The organism is Archangium sp., assembly GCF_036389735.1.
Taxonomy (GTDB): domain Bacteria; phylum Myxococcota; class Myxococcia; order Myxococcales; family Myxococcaceae; genus Archangium.
On the sequence record NZ_DASVWK010000975.1, the window covers coordinates 1 to 15,301 of the forward strand.

The 15,301-nt window shown below is 69.7% G+C and carries 13 protein-coding genes; 5 read left to right on the forward strand and 8 right to left on the reverse strand.

Translation table 11 applies throughout. The features are described from left to right. Positions 1–2,033 (reverse strand): choice-of-anchor A family protein (locus VF794_RS34690; protein ID WP_331117411.1); only part of this gene is annotated, 2,033 nt, incomplete at its 3' end. 450 nt (positions 2,034–2,483) lie between these two features. On the opposite strand from VF794_RS34690, the gene VF794_RS34695 reads away from it, so the two are divergent. Then, the gene (locus tag VF794_RS34695; RefSeq protein ID WP_331117412.1) at positions 2,484–3,395 is read left to right on the forward strand and encodes a hypothetical protein; all 912 of its coding nucleotides are present in this window, start codon (positions 2,484–2,486) and stop codon (positions 3,393–3,395) included. Positions 3,396–3,533: 138 nt separating this feature from the next. Then, entirely contained in the window at positions 3,534–4,040 is a 507-nt protein-coding gene (locus tag VF794_RS34700; RefSeq protein WP_331117413.1) for a universal stress protein, read from the forward strand. Here VF794_RS34700 and VF794_RS34705 read toward each other — a convergent pair. From VF794_RS34705 to VF794_RS34730, 6 genes are all read right to left on the reverse strand, one after another. Beyond that, positions 4,018–5,478, reverse strand: coding sequence for a HAMP domain-containing sensor histidine kinase (locus VF794_RS34705; RefSeq protein ID WP_331117414.1), 1,461 nt, complete (start codon positions 5,476–5,478; stop codon positions 4,018–4,020). The two genes, VF794_RS34700 and VF794_RS34705, sit on opposite strands and share 23 nt — an antisense overlap. A gap of 222 nt (positions 5,479–5,700) precedes the next feature. After that, complete coding sequence (locus VF794_RS34710; RefSeq protein ID WP_331117415.1) at positions 5,701–6,513, reverse strand: hypothetical protein; 813 nt, start codon at positions 6,511–6,513, stop codon at positions 5,701–5,703. A 36-nt stretch (positions 6,514–6,549) separates the two neighbouring features. After that, a complete protein-coding gene (locus VF794_RS34715) occupies positions 6,550–7,620 on the reverse strand; it encodes a nicotinamidase (protein WP_331117416.1) in 1,071 nt (356 codons plus the stop codon). A 105-nt stretch (positions 7,621–7,725) separates the two neighbouring features. Then, positions 7,726–9,594, reverse strand: coding sequence for a hypothetical protein (locus VF794_RS34720; RefSeq protein ID WP_331117417.1), 1,869 nt, complete (start codon positions 9,592–9,594; stop codon positions 7,726–7,728). A gap of 4 nt (positions 9,595–9,598) precedes the next feature. Then, the gene (locus tag VF794_RS34725; protein ID WP_331117418.1) at positions 9,599–10,405 is read right to left on the reverse strand and encodes a protein phosphatase 2C domain-containing protein; all 807 of its coding nucleotides are present in this window, start codon (positions 10,403–10,405) and stop codon (positions 9,599–9,601) included. A gap of 117 nt (positions 10,406–10,522) precedes the next feature. Continuing rightward, entirely contained in the window at positions 10,523–11,212 is a 690-nt protein-coding gene (locus VF794_RS34730) for an NUDIX hydrolase (RefSeq protein WP_331117419.1), read from the reverse strand. An 83-nt stretch (positions 11,213–11,295) separates the two neighbouring features. On the opposite strand from VF794_RS34730, the gene VF794_RS34735 reads away from it, so the two are divergent. Next, entirely contained in the window at positions 11,296–11,766 is a 471-nt protein-coding gene (locus tag VF794_RS34735; protein WP_331117420.1) for a DUF1579 domain-containing protein, read from the forward strand. 12 nt (positions 11,767–11,778) lie between these two features. Here VF794_RS34735 and VF794_RS34740 read toward each other — a convergent pair whose 3' ends face one another. After that, entirely contained in the window at positions 11,779–12,789 is a 1,011-nt protein-coding gene (locus VF794_RS34740) for a diacylglycerol/lipid kinase family protein (RefSeq protein ID WP_331117421.1), read from the reverse strand. 533 nt (positions 12,790–13,322) lie between these two features. Here VF794_RS34740 and VF794_RS34745 point away from each other — a divergent pair. Continuing rightward, positions 13,323–14,792, forward strand: coding sequence for a PEGA domain-containing protein (locus VF794_RS34745; protein WP_331117422.1), 1,470 nt, complete (start codon positions 13,323–13,325; stop codon positions 14,790–14,792). A gap of 25 nt (positions 14,793–14,817) precedes the next feature. After that, positions 14,818–15,301: peptidase M64 N-terminal domain-containing protein (locus VF794_RS34750; protein ID WP_331117423.1), on the forward strand; the 484-nt coding region annotated here is incomplete at its 3' end.

The following is a 15,301-nucleotide window of genomic DNA, read 5'->3' on the forward strand; positions in this document are numbered from 1 at the left end:
TCACACTTCGCCGTGGCGCAGTTGTATTTATACGTGGTCTTGGTACGCAGCCGAGTGCCCGTCTCACCGCAGGTGTCACCAAACCCACCACAGGCCCCCACGGTCTCGGAGTCCGCGGGGCATGGCGGCGGCGTCGTTCCCCTGCAGATTCCCGTGCCGTTGCACACGTCGCTGGTGGTGCAGGTGTTGTTGTCATTGCACGAGGTACCCGCTGGCGCCTTGCCATCGGCCGGGCAAACGCCGCCAGAGCACGTCTCGGCGACATCGCAAACATCGGCGGCCGTGCGGCACTGCACTCCGGCGGTGCTGCGTGTGCACGCCACCGTGTCGTTGACGGTCGTCGACTCACACCTTCCCGTGGCGCAGTCGTACTTATAGGTAATCTTGGAATGCGACCGGGTGCCCGTCTCATCGCAGGTGTCGCTGAACCCACCACAGGTGCCCCAGCTCTCGGAGTCCGCGGGGCAGGGCTGCGGCCCAGGTGGCAGCCGCGTACACGCCTGCGTGTCCGTGCTGGTGCTCGACAGAGTGCACGTCCCCGCTTCACAGGTGGAAGCCGTCACGGGCCTCGACTCCGTCCCTGTCGGGTCGCAGTAGTCACTGAAGCCTTCGCAGCTGCCCCAGTCGCCGGTGCTCGTGCCACAGCTCGTCCCGTTGGGGATATGCCCATCCAGAGGGCAGGTCTTGCTCGAGCCGTCGCAGACTTCCGCCACATCGCAGATGCCCGAAGCCGCTCGGCAAGAGGTGCCGGCATCGACCACCGCGTCCGCGGGGCAGGCCGCTTCCGCTCCCGTGCAGTACTCCGCCACGTCGCAGTCGCCCCCCGAGGCCCGGCACTTCACTTCCGAGGAAACCATGCTGCAGGTGCCCTTGAGCCCCGCCAGGTCGCAGGCGTCACATTCCCCGTCGCACGCCGAGTTGCAGCACACCCCGTCCACACACTGCCCGCTGGCGCACTGGTTGGCGCTGCTGCATTCGACGCCGTTCTCCTTCTGCACCGCGCAGGTGGTCCCCTCGCAGTAGGAGCCGCCCCCGCAGTCGGCATCGGCCCGGCAACAACTCGAGGAGACACACTCCCCATAGCCGCACGTGGCCGGGTCGCAGCTCCGCGTCCCCGCCGCGCCGCACCAAGCCGTGCAGCTCTGGGTGGCCGTGCCGGTACACTCGAAGCCGTCGTCTACCTGCCCGTTGCAGTCGTCATCCACCTCATTGCACGTCTCCTCGGCTTTTCCCGCCAGCTCGTCCAGCGGGGCGAGGTTGCCCGAGGCGTTGCCGTTCAGCGAAACGGCGTAGATGCCGCCAGTCCAGCCGCCATTGTTGAAGACGAGGTCGGCTTTGGGTGCCAGCACCGTTCCCAGCAGACCAAAGTCGCGAGCCTCGAGGCGGGTGGCATCCACGAAGTTATAAAGCACGCGCCGCGGGTTGATGCTGGCATTGAAGCCGCCTTTGAGGGGGGTGGACGCCGTGCCGCGGATGTTGACCAGCGCGAACGAGCCGGTCGGCACGTTGATGTTCCGCGCCGAGACCTCATTGAAGTCGCTCGCGGTCACCTCGAAAACGTTCAGGCACGGATCCGTGCCGGTCAGGTCCAGGGCGCCCCACTTCTGGCGCTGGGTCTTGCCATTGACCGGTTGGGTGGCCAACCGCGAGGACAATGCGAGCAGGTCGGTGAACCGTTCCGCGAAGCCACGGAGCACGAAGTCAGGGGGGGTGCCCTGCGTCAATGGGCCCCTCTTGATATTCACGCTCCATTTGGGAGTGTAGCTGCCCCCATACCAGGTGGCGCCGTGAACGCTGCCAGCCGTGAGGGTCAGGTTACCGCCCGCCACCAACGTGTTGGAGACGTTGTCGTCCGGCAGCGCCTCGCCCACCGAGAAGTTGTCCAGGGTGATATTGCCACCCGCGGCCACCTTGCCCTTGATGAGGCGGCCTCCGCTGTAGTCCTTGAGCAGGAACAGGTTGTAGTCGCTCAGATGGATGTCGAGGCAGCTGGAGCAGCGCTCCCCCGCGAGCTCACGGGCGGCGGTGCTCACTTTCGCCGTCTCTTGCGCTGGCTCTGACCCGGGTTCGCTCGGGCTGCAGTTCAACGCGCCCAAAAGCACTGCTGCCGCCAACAACCACACCACTCCCGCACGGTACATTTCAGCCGCTCCATGCCCCCAGCGGGTTTTCCGCTGGAGCGCTTTTATTCGAGCTCCAAATTGCCGAGCGGAAGGCGCAGCAAAAGGACGCTTGATTGGAGGGAGCCGGCGAGGGGCGAAATGATGCAAAAAATAACGTTTTTGGCGGTTGGCCGGTTTTATCCTCTGCTGGATGCCCCTGCGCCCCCGCCTCCAACTCTTCGAGTTCATCGACCAGCCCTGGCTGCCGGCGCCGTTGCGCCGTGGCGAGGTCGACTACCTTGTCGACCTCTGCTCCGGCTCGGGGGCCCGTGGCGCACCCTGCTCCCGGCGCTGCGGGCGGTGCACGGCCGGTCCGAGGTAGTGCTCACCGACCTCCATCCCATCCCGGGGCAGGAGCTGCCCGCCGGCGCGCACTACCGCGACACCCCGGTCGACGCCACTCGCATCCCCGAGGAGCTGAAATTGGGCGAGTTGCATGTGGCCCTCCGCTCCACGCGGGAGGCGTTGCCTCTCTGCCAGGGAACGCGCCTGCCGGGCCTGCAGATGGACGGATGGACCCTGGTGGGCGGGATTCACCGGAGCCTGGGGGAGCTCGACGCCGAGTCCTCGTTTCGTGAGCAGCTCCGAATCTCCCGGGAGAACAAGTACATGACGGGCGTCATCAGGGGCCTCACGGAGCTGGCGGAGCTCTCGCTCGCACGAGGCGACCTCGCCCAGGCGCGGCGGCTCCACGACGAGGCCCGAGCGCTCTTGCAGGAGAAGAAACGACGCGCACCGGAGGACCTCGCGCTGCGCCAGGCCCGGCTCGCCTTCGAGGAAGGCCACCTCGAGGAGGCCTCGCGGCTGGCGGAGGCGGCGGTGACGACCGTGCAGCAGCTCGACGTTCCCGAGGTCCACCTCCTGCGGGCCCGGATCTTCCTGGCCCTGGCTCAATATAAGGAGGCGAATGTCGCCCTCCTGGAGGCGGGTGAGCCCGCCGTGCGGATGACCTGGCTCGCGCTGAGGCTCCAGGCCGCCCGCCTTCGCGCCGCGCGTGGGGGCGCCTCGGAGCGCGAGGCCGCGCTGGCGAGCCTCCGGGAGCTCCTCGGCCAGGCCCAGGAGCTGGGATGGCTGGAGGGTCAATACGAGGCGCGCCTGGCGCTCGGGGAGGTGGAGCTGGCCGCGGGAAGAAGGGCGGCCGGGCTCGTGCGGCTGAAGGCCCTCGAGCGCGATGCCAGGAAGAGCGGTTGGGAGTCGTGGGCCAGGAAGGCGTCCCTCCAAGCGGGTCCATGACGGGCATGGGGGATGCATCTTCGAGAAGGGTAGGCAGGGTGCGGAGGCGGCGGAGCCCTCTCGGGCGCAATGCTTGCGCCCCAGGCGCGCAGTCCTTGCGTGGGGGGTGGTGCGATGAAGGAGCCTGGAGGAACGACGATGCGACGGATACTCGTGGCGGTGGACAGTACCCCGGTGGCGCGCGAGGCGGCGCGCCTGGGGCTGGAGCTGGCCGAGCGCGTGAGCGCCCGCGTGACCCTGGTGCACGTGCTGCCGCATGCGGTGGCCGAGGGTGAGACGGCCGACTTCGCCGCCTTCGAGCGCGCGTGCGAGGAGTACGCGAGCGGGCTGTTGGCGGAGCTGCACCAGCTCACCGGCCGGAGCGGGCCGCCCACGGAGCTGGCGGTGCTCCACGGCGAGCCCGCGGAGGCCATCTCCCGGGCGGCCGCGGTGGAGGACGTGGACCTGGTCATCGTGGGTACGCGGGCCCGAGGAGCGCTCGCGCGCACACTGCTGGGCAGCGTGGCGGATACGTTGCTGCACCAGTGCCCCAAGCCGGTAATGGTGGTGCCCGAGGGCTCCAAGCGGGTGCGCGTCCGTGCGGAGAGCCCGGAAGAGGAACTGACGGGGGCGGGCGCCGTGCTCAGTGCACGTGGTCCGGAGTAGGCACCTCGGGCCGGGCCTCCGGCGGGTGCGCCGCCGCGTGGGACACGGGCAGCCGTACCCGGAAGGTGGAACCCACCCCGGGGCGGCTGTCCACCTCGATGCGGCCCCCATGGGCCTCCACGATGCGCCGGGCCACGGACAGGCCGATGCCCACGCCCGGCGCCTTCTCGCGGGCCCGGACGGCGCGCTGGAAGGGCATGAAGAGGTGGCGCATCTCCTCGGCCGAGATGCCGATGCCCCGGTCCACCACGGACAGCACCGCCTCGTCTCCCTCGCGGGCGACGATGAGGTCCACGCGGCTGCCCGTCGGCGAGTACTTCAGCGCGTTGCTCACCAGGTTGTGTAGCACCTGCTCGATGCGCGTGGGATCGCAGCTGAGCGGGACGGGCTCCTCGGGGAGCCGCACTTGAAAGTCCTGTGAGGAGCCTCCCTGGTACAGCTCGGCCACCTCGCGGACGAGCTCGCGCGCGTCACGCTCCTCCAACTGGAGTTCGAAGCGGCCGGCCTCGATGCGGGTGGCGTCGAGCAGGTCCCCCACCATCCGATCCAGGCGCGCCACCTGGCGGCGCACGAGGGCCATCGTCTTCTGCATGCGCTCCTCGGTCAGGGGGCGGCCGGAGGTGACGAGCGCGGCGGACATCTTCAGGGCGGACAGGGGGTTGCGCAGGTCGTGCGCCACGCCAGCCAGGAAGGTGAGCTGGTCCTCCTGCTGGCGCGCCAGCGAGTTGGCCATCTCATTGAAGGTCCGGGCCATGTCGCGCAGCTCGGCGGGGCCCTGCTCGGGAGCGCGGGTGCGCTTGCGCCCGCCGCCGAAGCGGCGCATGGAGAGGCTGATGTCGAACAGGGGGCGGAAGACGAAGCGGCGCATCCACAGCAGCAGCCCCGCCCCGCCGAGCACCAGGAGCGCGGCCACGCCGATGCCGCCGATGTTGGCGAGCCGATCCCACCGGCCCGCCCGGGCCTGGGCGAGGTGGGCCTCCTTCACGTTGAACTCGACGAGCCGATCCAGCGCCTGGAGGGCGGCCTCCAAAGGGGGGCCCAGCACCTGGGGCAGCTGCTCGGCGGGCAGACCTCGTGCCTCTTCACGCTTGAGGAGATAGAAGGTGATGGCCTGCTCGGCCTCGGCGAGCAGCGCCCGCTCCTGCTCCGACTGTGCCTGACGCCGGGCCTCGGCGAGGTGGCCGCGGATGGAGTCTTCCGTCTCGGCGAGCGAGCGGTCGGTATCCGAGGGTAGCCGCAGCATGGGGTTGGGCAACCGGATGAGGGTGAGCAGGTCCACCTCGAGCTGCTCGGCGATGCGCACGCCGTCCACCGCGTCTCCGAGTTCCTCGGTGGTGCGGTGGAGGTAGGACGTCAGGCCGACGAGCGAGATGGCGGCGGCCAGGGACAAGGCCCCGAACACCGCCAGGGACGCGGTGGCGACGGCCTTGAGGCTCATGGCGCCTCCACGGAGTTCGGGCGGTGCGGGGCGCGGCGAGAGCAGCAGAGGTCCACGCGATTCCTCCCCGAGTCACAGGTCCAGGGAGGAAGATGTGTCCGGAAGGACTCGCTTCGCCACGCCCGGCTGGAGAGCGAGCGACCACGAGGGAGCGGAGGGACGGACAGCCCCCCGCTCCCAGGCTCACCTCACGGGAAGCGTATCGAAATCCCCCCTGGGGAGTCAGGCGCCGAAGCCGCCGAGGGCGGTGCGGCTGAAGCTGGCGGCGCCCTGGCTGACGCGGACGGCGGACTGGCTGAAGACCTGGAAGGCCTTGCGGATGTCCTGGGCGCTCTGACCGGGAGTGAGGATCCACTTGTCCTCGATGCCCATCTCGCGGAACACCTTGCGGAAGTCGGTGCTGCCGTCGTCGATGCCCATGGCGGCGACGATGTGGTTCTCCGCGCGACGCAGGTCACTCACGAGGGCGGCGACATCTCGGGGGCGAGCACTCTGGGAGTGGCAGTCCGCACCATCGGTGATGAGGAGGGTGACGGTGCGAGCGGAGACGCCGTTGCGGGTGAACTCCTGGGCCTTGGCGAGCACGGTGCCGAGCAGGACGACGGCCTGGTCATGGAGGGGCGTGCCCTTGTCGGGGTCGTAGTTCTTGGAGTGCATGCGGACGACGTCCTCGAGGGGCCGGAAGGGGTTGAGGACGAAGCCGTTGAGGTAGCGGGTGTGGAAGAGGATGCCGTCCTTCTGCTGGGAGGAGAGGAGGGCATCGAGGACGAGGTTGTGGCCGTCGCAGACGGTGCGGGCGTGGCCGCCGTGCTGGATGGAGCCGGAGTCATCGGGCATGACGGTGACGAGGACGACCTCGGAGGCCTGGACGTCATCGACGCTGACCCCGAGGCCGGCCTGAATCTGCGCGCCGAGGTCGACGACGGTGAGGGCCTGGAGGGCCTGGGGGCTGAGAACGCCCTCGGCATGGGCGGCATCGAACAAGGCGGAGACCGTGGAGGTGCTGCCATTACCATTGCTGGACTTGGAGCTCATGTGAGCCTCACTGAGGAAGAGAGGTGAGAACCGCCGTTACGAGATGCGCAGGTCAGGCCACGAGGCGAGCGGGTCGGTGGACTTCACGAGGTGCATGCCGGCATCGGCGAAGCGCTTGAGCGCGGCGTCGGCCTGGGGGGTGAAGTCCGCGGCGAAACCACCCTTGCCATCGGGGACGGTGACGGCGGACATGCAGTCGGTGAGCAGGTACACCTTGCGAGCGAGCGCGGCGTCCTGGGCGAGAATCTCGCCGAGCAGGTCATCAATGGAGCTCTTCACGCAGTGGCTGGCGGCCTGGCCAGCGATGACGACGGCATCGGCGGTGAGGAGCGTCTTGAGGAACTGGGTATTGCGCTGGGCGAGCGGCTGCCCATCGTGGCGGCTGAGCACCTCGGGACGCAGGACCGAGTAGTTCTCGGTGAGGGGGTTGCCACCCTTGACCTCGGCCCAGGACTGGGCGCCGCGGGCGAACGAGTGGAACAAGCGGGCCTCCTGGACGACGCCAGCGATCGCATGCCCATCGCCGCCGAGGAGGCAGTGAGGGGGCCAGAGGTAGAGGGTGTACTTCCCGGCGCGCTCGAGCTCCTCGCAGTAGTACTTCACCTGCTTGAGGAGCCAGGGGTAGTTGCCCCCGCAGAGCCACTTGGCGACCGCGGGGTTGGGGCGCACCTGGCCGCGTTCAATCTGCTCGCGAGTGATTTCGCGGTAGGGGGTGAGGGGCTGGTCGTTCTGGTCGACCCAGAAGGAGGGGAAGAAGATCTGGTAGGCGAAGTGCGTATCGAGGGTGGTGGTGACGTTGGTGAGGGCACCGAGGTTCTTGTAGATGAACTCCGAGATGCGGCGGCTGTCGTCAATGGCGCCGCGGCCGCTGCGCCCGGCGACGTAGAGGGAGCCCTCGGGGAAGCAGAAGTCCTTCTGGACGTCGATGAGGAGCAGGTGGAGGTTGAAGGAGTCGGTGGCGGCGGCGGAGATGCCATGGGCGCCGCGCCAGAGGTTGGCCTCGGCCTGGAGCGTCATGGCGTTGGGGCCGTAGGCGTACGCGCTGGCGTTGGCGGCCTTGTAGAACGACGGAAGCGGCAACTCCTTCAGAGTCGACTGCGTCTTCATTGTGCGTCCCCCTTCGTGTCTCAGCAACACCAACATAGTGTCCAAACAACACCATGTCAAGCCGAGATGGCCCGTATCGGGGCCGCCCCGGGGTACGGCGAGGTGTCAGGTCATGCGCAGGGCGGTGACGTCCTGGCGGCGGACGACGGTGAGTCCGTTGCGGGTGAGGAAAAGACGGCTGTCGGCGTCGACGAAGGGCTCGGTGTCGGGGAACTCCCGGACGACCTCGAGCCGCCCCTGGCGCAGCTCCACGCGGACGAGTCCCGCGTCCGTGGCGGCGAAGAGGGCCTCCCCCGCGGCGCACTTGCCCCGCAGCGAGCCCAGCCACGAGCCATCCCCGGCCTCCGTCTTCGTGCTCGCCTTCACCGCGCCATCCGCGCCCACCACCACGCAGTGGTGCACCGTGCGGCCGCCCGTCTCCTCGGCGAGGAACAGCCAGCAGTGGGGCCCGTCGAACACGGCCTCCGCGTCCACCAACCGGCCCGAGGGCCACGGCAGCGCCAGGCCATCCTTGAGACCCGGGCGCACGGCGTCGAAGACGAAGGCCCCACGCAACGAGCCCGCCCGGTGGAAGCCGAGCCCGAAGCGCGGCCCCACGAAGAGGCGCGTCTGCCCCGCGAGCACCTCGCCCAGACGCTCGGGGCCGAGCGTCCCATCCCGCCACAGCGCACCGGCATGGGCCCAGTAACGGTGCCGCGCATTGGCGCCGAAGGCCGGGCGCAGGTCGGGCGCGTCCACGCCCAGGCGCTCGGGGCGCTGACCGGGGGCGAGCACGGCATACTCCCCGCCCTTCCCCACCAGCGTGACGGCGCCTTGGAGGTCCCACTGGAGCGAGGGGTCCAACGCCCCCTGGAGCACGGCCGAGCCGTCCTCGCGCCGGTAGGCCCCATCCGCGTGGAGGAGCCAGCGCAGGGTGCCGTCCTCGGCGCGGGCGTGAAGGATGACGCCCTCGGTGGTGAAGAGGCGGGAGGCCACCACCTGGCCGCGTACGGTGGTGACGGGCGTGGCGTTCACCGTCGCGCTGGGGCGGCACGTGGGGCACGAGGCCCGCGCGTGCTCCACGCCACACGAGGCGCACACGGTGAAGCGCAGCGAGTCCAGCAGCGGGAGGGGAAAGGCGCCCCGGGCATCCTCGACGAAGACCCGGTGCAGGCAGTGCAGCAGGTCATCCGGCAGCACGCCGAAAGGAGTGGCGGGCTTGGGGTACTGGACGTCCGGGTGGAAGACGGTCAGGCGCTGGAGGACGCGAGCGGTGGGCGTGGCCTTGGGCGAGGGAGGCTTGGGGCGGTGGATGCCGCCGTAGGGCCCCACGCACAAGAGGCTCTGCATCAACGAAACGGCGAAGGCATACCAGTCGCTGTCCGTGGAGGCCGGGCGCGAGGGCATCAGCCCCTGTGCCGCGCCGCCCAGGCGCAGCGGGTCGAGGAACTTCTCGGTGAAGACGGCGGCGAGGTACGGACCGAACTGGAAGCTGTCGGCGTCGATGAGCCAGGCGTCGTTGCCGGTGACGAGGATGTTGAGGTCGTTGAAGTCGCCCACCACCACTCCGGACCCATGGAGCGCGGAGAGGGTGCGGTGCAGGCCCTGGAAGAGCTCGGCGACGCGGGAGGACGGCACCCCGGCGCGCCGGAAGGCGGGATCACCGAAGCGGCGCAGGGGCTCGGCGCCGTCGAGCTTGCGCATGGCATAGCCGAGCACCGTCTTGCCCTTCTTGTCGGTGGCGAGCGTCTGAGGCGAGATGACGCGCGCGGGCAGGGGCCGGGGGAAGGCGGGCAGCTTGTGCTGGTGCTCGTCGATGCGGGCGCGAGCGGCGGCCTGCTCGTGGGGAAGGTTGTCGTAGTCGGGGTGCTCGGGGGGCTTGAAGACCTTGAGGACACGCCCGTCGCCGAGGTCGAAGACATCCGCCTCGCCACCCTTGCCGAGCGCCCGCGTGGGATCCAACCGGAGCTTCTTGCCTTCGAGGTAGAGGTCCATGGCCTCAGGCCCTCCCCCGCGGGCGGCGCAGGACGACGAGGGTGGTGTCGTCGGAGAGCAGCCCGGGCACGCGCACGAGGCGCTGGGCCGTGAAGTCGGCGCGGACGGCCTCGCGGTTGAGGAGCGAGAGGCGGCGGCGCAGCGCATCCGGGTTGCGGAAGTAGCGGTCGTCGGACCAGAACTGGTCGAGCGGGCCCACGGGCTCGTTGCTCTCGGGGACGCGGGCGGCGGCGAGGCCCGCGAGGTCCGCGGCCCCATCCGTGCCGAGCAGCAGCGAGTCCACCTCGCGGGTGGGCCGGAGGGAATTCGCCAGGAGGGAGACGGCGCCCGGCTTCAGCAGCCCATAGGACAGGTAGGGCGGCGCGTTGCCGGGAAAGGGCCCGAGCCGGTGCACGTCTCCATTGAGGGCCCACACCCCGTCCCCCGCCGAGAAGACGAGCGTGTGCTCCGGGGTGACGACGGCGCCGACGACGGTGAAGAGGAGCGCCTCGCCGATGGCCCGCTGCCCGAGTTCCCCCGAGAGGGCCTGGAGGAAGCAGAGCACGTCGGCGCCCAGGCGCTGGAGGAACTCGGGCGAGTCCACGGGCACCCGCTCGCCGAGCAACGCGAGCGTACCCTCCACGACGCGCCGGGCCCCGAGTTGCGCGCCCAGCTCGCTCTGCGCGCCGCTGCCGCACCCGTCCGCCACCACCGCGGCGAGGCCGTGCTCACTGGCCCTCGCCCAGAACGCATCCTGGTTGTTTCGTCCGGCACGCGCATGCTCCCGACCGATGACGGTGGCGGCGGCGAGCTCGAAGGGCAGCGAGGACATGGCGCTCCTCCCCAATGGGGCCTGTCAGACTTCGCGTTGAACCGACACCAACTTAGTGTCAGGGAAACACGAAGTCAATTCAGACGAGGGAGGAGCCCCGCCGGAGTGTCCCGGGGACTACAGCTCGAAGTTGAAGCCGGCCTTCTCCAGTTGCTTGTACTTCTTGTGGTCGAACCGGTAGAGGCGCGCGGCGCGGTGGGAGACGTCCTGCTCCACCTCGTCCAGCTCCTCGAGCAGGTCCATGGAGAGGATCTTCTTGCGGAAGTTCCGCTTGTCGAGCTCGCGCTCGAGGATCTTCTCGTAGAGGCGTTGGAGCTGGGTGAGGGTGAACTTGGGGGGCAGCAGCTCGAAGCCGATGGGCTGGTAGCGCACCTTGCCCTTGAGTCGCTGGAGCGCCGTGGCGAGGACGTCCGCGTGGTCGAAGGCCAGCTTGGGCGTATCCCAGACGGAGAACCAGGCGGCGTCCTTCGCATCGGTGGCGGCCTGGACGCGGTGGTCCGTCAGCTTCACCAGGGCGAAGTAGGCCACGGTGACGACGCGACCGCGTGGGTCCCGGTCCGGGGCGCCAAAGGTGTAGAGCTGCTCCAGGAGGTTGGGGCGGACGCCGGCCTCCTCCTGGAGCTCGCGGCGCGCGGCGTCCTCGAGCGACTCATCCATGCGGACGAAGCCGCCGGGCATGGCCCACCGCCCCTGGAAGGGCTCCAGGCCACGCTTGATGAGCAGCACCTTCAGGTCCTCCTCATCCAGGCCGAACACCACACAGTCCACCGTCAACGCGGGACGCGGGTACTCGTAGGTGTAGCTCACGGGTGACTCCTTTTCGTATCATCGAAAATGACAGTCCCGCGGTGTCCAGTCCACACGAAGTCATGCCTCTTCCGAGGAGCCCCATGTCCCAGACGCTCGCAGCGGAGTACGCCGTCTTCCAGAAGGATGTCGGGACGTGGGACGCGCACGTGGTGGTGCGCCCGGGGCCCGGACAGCCGGAGCAGGTGTCGACGGGCGTCACGGTGAACCGGCTCACGGCGGGGGGCCGGTGGCTCATCGCCGACTTCCGCAACGAGACCACGGGCTTCGAGGGCCACGGCGTCTACGGGTGGGACGCCACGAAGAAGAAGTACGTGGGCACCTGGGTGGACAACATGCGCTCGTCCCTCTGCGTCGCCGAGGGCACCTGGGACGAGCGGACCCGCACCATGACGTACTGGAACGAGTTCACCCGCCCCGACGGCAACGTCCTGCGCTGGCGCGAGGTCACCGCGTCCCCCGACGCCGACACGCAGGTCTTCCGCACCTTCTTCCCCGGCGCCGACGGCACCGAGTTCGAGGCGATGACCGTCACGTACACCCGTCGACGCTGAGGGGCCCGCGCTTCACGCCGCGAAGATGCGCCCGAGCTGCCGCCAGTCCACGAGCTGCACGGACTCCTGCGCCAGGTCGAACTCGAGCGAGCGCCGCATGCCCATCAGGTCTCCCCCCATCTGGAAGGGCACCTCACGGTCGAAGTCCATGCGCAGGCGCTCGACGAAGAAGTCGTGCATCTTCGGCAGCGGGTGGTGCCCGCGCCACAGCTTGAACATGTTGCGCGTGGCCTCCAGCGCGCCCGCGCCGTACACGCGTACCGAGAGCCGATTCGGCACCGCATGGGCGAAGGGGAAGGCCTTGAAGCCGAAGCCCCACTCCGTGGTGGTGGCCGCGCCGGCCACGCCCGCGGGGCCCTCATAGAGGAGCGCGCCGGTTCCACCGTTCGGCAGGGGCATGAGCGAGCCCCCCGGGTCCACGGTGAGCGCCGGAGCGCCCAGGTTGTACACCTTCACGTTCGGATTGCCGGGGCCGAACGTGTGCCGGGGGATGACGCCGGTGAACAGGGCCCCCATGTACCCGCGCAGGCCGCCGCTCGCCTCGCGCAGGGGCCCGGGCGGGAAGCGGGAGATGTAGTTCTTGAAGTCCTGGATTGTCTCCGCGTCCCAGCCGGTGCCCGCGAAGGGGGACACCTTGCCCTCCACCCGCACGAGCGAGAAGGGGCGCAGGGGCGGTAGTCGCTCACCACAGGCGGCGAGCTGCCTCAGGGCCACGAAGGGCTTCGGCGCTCCGGTGACGCGCGCCCACGCATTGCCCGTGCCCAGCGGCAGCACGCCGATGGCGGGCAGTGCCACCCCCTGCTCGCGCAGCTCGTTGAGCAGTCCGGTGATGGTGCCGTCCCCTCCGCCGGCCAGCAGCAGCGTGGGCGGGTTGGGCCGGAGCTGCTCGGAGATCCACGTCCGGGCCTCCTCCAGCGAGCGGGTGAGCGCCAGTCGGGCGCGAGGGAAGAAGCGCTGCACCATGCTTCCGATCCGCTCGGAGCCACGTCGTGCGCGAAGATTGACCATTACGGCGATGTTCATGGCGGTTTCACTCTCCCCGAGCCATGTCACGGTTTCGTCATGGCGGGCGGTCCCGGGCAGCTCATTCTGGTGACGGACACATGGGGTTTAGTCCCCTCACCCGCCGACCGCGAGCGCCATGCGCTCCCGCAGGCTGTGGTGCGCGAGCCCCCGCCGCAAGCCCGCGGTTCATTCCGTCACATGTTTGGCGCCCTCCCTGTCCGTTGGACCACTTGCCAAGATGGCGATGACGCGAGGCGACGCACGGTGCCCCGGACCAGTCCCCCGCTGAGCAAGCGGGGTGGCGGGACTCCCCCAGGAGACGGGGCGTCCATGAGCGGGACGGTGGGGCCGGACCCGAGCGCGGGGACACCGTGATGGGTAGGGCGCCGGGCTCCCGCCCAACCCCTTGGAATGACGGCGCTTTTCACGCCCGGGATGGGTTGTGGACGAGGCGGAACGGCTGGTATTCCGAGGCCGCACGCCCGGTGGCCGACGGAACGGGTCCTGCAATCCCGCCCCACATCGCGACCTTCCACGATTCGAGGAACGACATGAAGAAGATGATGGTGGTACTCGCCCTGGCTCTCGGTGGCGCGGCGGGAGCGGCCCCGCGCCGCGTGGTGGTCGCCAGCGGCGACTGCGCGGACGCGGAGCTCAGCGCCCAGACGAAGTCCTTCTACGACGCGCTGGTGGCCCGTCCCGGGGAGGACCTCCTCACCGCGGCGGACTTCTCCGAGCGACTCTTTCCCCAGCCCTCTGGCAGCTTCGAGGACATCCAGCGGCAGCTCGAGGCGGCCCAGGGTCAGTTCTACGAGGCGCGCTACGCCAAGGCGGGGCAGGCCATCGACGAGGTGCTCCGACAGGTGGCCCGCCTCCCGGGGGGCGAGGCGCGCTGGAAGCTGTACGTGGACGCGTGGCTGCTCCAGGCGCAGAACCACCGCGCCATGGGCAAGGTGAAGGAGAGCGACGACGCCTTCCGCAACGTGCTGCGGCTGGACGCGCGGTACACGCTCGACCCGGACTACTACCCCCCCTCCACGCGCCAGGCCTTCGACAAGCTGCGCCGCGAGCTGGCCAAGGCCAGGAAGGTGAAGCTCTCGGTGAAGTCCACCCTGCCCGCCTCCGAGGTCTTCCTCGATGGCCGGAGCGTGGGACAGACGCCGCTCACGCTGGAGGTGCTCGCCGGCACCTACGAGCTGTCCCTCCAGAAGGGGGCGGCCCTCAGCTTCCCCCGCCAGCTCCCGGTGCAGGGCGAGGAGACCCCGGTGCTCGTGGACCTCGCCTACGAGGGCTCCATCACGGCCACGCCCTTCCCGTGCCTCGCGTCCGGCGCGGAGGGCGAGCAGGTGCTTTCCCATGCCATCCGCCTGGGCGGCACCCTGGGCGTGGAGGAGGTCATCGTGGTGAAGCTGGAGCGGGCGAGCAGCGGACCGAAGTGGCTCGCCGCCACCGTGCTCAACGTGGAGGGAGGCCAGAAGCTGCGCGAAGGCGGTTTCAAGACGCAGGGGCTCGATGCCCCGGCCGAGTCCCTGACGGCGCTGGTCGACTTCGTCACCACCGGCAAGCCCCAGCCCAGCGTCGTGGTCCTCAACTCCACCACCGAGCCGCCCTGGGAGAAGTCCGCCGCGCTCCTCCCGGAGGGCACGAGCGCCACTCCGGGGAAGCCCGGCTCCGTGCGGCCCCTGCGCGTCGTCTCCTACGTGACGCTGGGCGCGGGCATGGCCGCCCTGGCGGGCGCGGGCGTCGTTCGGCTCTCCGCGGAGGCGGACCTGGCGGAGCTTCAGCATCACGTCAACGACCGGGGCAATGTCGACGCCAATGATGCCGCTGGCCGGGAGATCCTGGGCAGGCTGGCCCAGAAGAGCAACACCCTCACCGGCCTGCTCATCGGCTCGGGCGCGGCGCTCGCCACCGGCACGGTGCTCTACTTCCTCTCTCCGTCCGAGGCGCCTCCGCCCGTGGCGGTGGGCGTCATGGCGGGTCCGGAGGGGGCCGGCGCCTCGCTCTCGGGTACGTTCTGAACGGGTCTCGGGTACGTTCCCGCCCATGAACGTACTGCTGGCCCTGCTGCTGGCCGCGAGCCCCGCCCCTGCTCCGGCCCCCCGCACCTTCCGCGTCGACTACTTCCACACCGGCAACGCCACCGAGGAGCGCTTCAGCCTCGAGCGGCTCGCCGTGGAGCCCCTGCCCTGGCCCGGTCACCCCGACCGGGCCATCGACGAGACCAACCTCGGCAAGTACCTCTTCGAGGTGCGCGACCGGGAGACGAACCGCCTCGTGTACTCGCGCGGCTTCGCCTCCATCTACGGCGAGTGGGAGACCACGCCCGAGGCCCGGGAGGTCCACCGCACCTTCCATGAGTCGCTGCGCTTCCCCTCGCCGGAGAAGCCCGTGCAGGTGCTCCTCAAGAAGCGCGCGAAGGACAACTCCTTCCGCGAGGTATGGAGCCTCACCGTCGACCCGAAGGACCTGTTCGTCGACCCGTCCACGCCCGGCGCGCCCGGCCCGCTGCTGAAGCTGCTGGAGAACG

Coding starts and splice junctions, on each gene's coding strand:
- VF794_RS34700 (WP_331117413.1), top strand. CDS start 3,534: ATGCGACGGATACTCGTGGCGGTGGACAGTACCCCGGTGGCGCGCGAG.
- VF794_RS34705 (WP_331117414.1), bottom strand. CDS start 5,478: ATGAGCCTCAAGGCCGTCGCCACCGCGTCCCTGGCGGTGTTCGGGGCC.
- VF794_RS34710 (WP_331117415.1), bottom strand. CDS start 6,513: ATGAGCTCCAAGTCCAGCAATGGTAATGGCAGCACCTCCACGGTCTCC.
- VF794_RS34715 (WP_331117416.1), bottom strand. CDS start 7,620: ATGAAGACGCAGTCGACTCTGAAGGAGTTGCCGCTTCCGTCGTTCTAC.
- VF794_RS34720 (WP_331117417.1), bottom strand. CDS start 9,594: ATGGACCTCTACCTCGAAGGCAAGAAGCTCCGGTTGGATCCCACGCGG.
- VF794_RS34725 (WP_331117418.1), bottom strand. CDS start 10,405: ATGTCCTCGCTGCCCTTCGAGCTCGCCGCCGCCACCGTCATCGGTCGG.
- VF794_RS34735 (WP_331117420.1), top strand. CDS start 11,296: ATGTCCCAGACGCTCGCAGCGGAGTACGCCGTCTTCCAGAAGGATGTC.
- VF794_RS34740 (WP_331117421.1), bottom strand. CDS start 12,789: ATGAACATCGCCGTAATGGTCAATCTTCGCGCACGACGTGGCTCCGAG.
- VF794_RS34745 (WP_331117422.1), top strand. CDS start 13,323: ATGAAGAAGATGATGGTGGTACTCGCCCTGGCTCTCGGTGGCGCGGCG.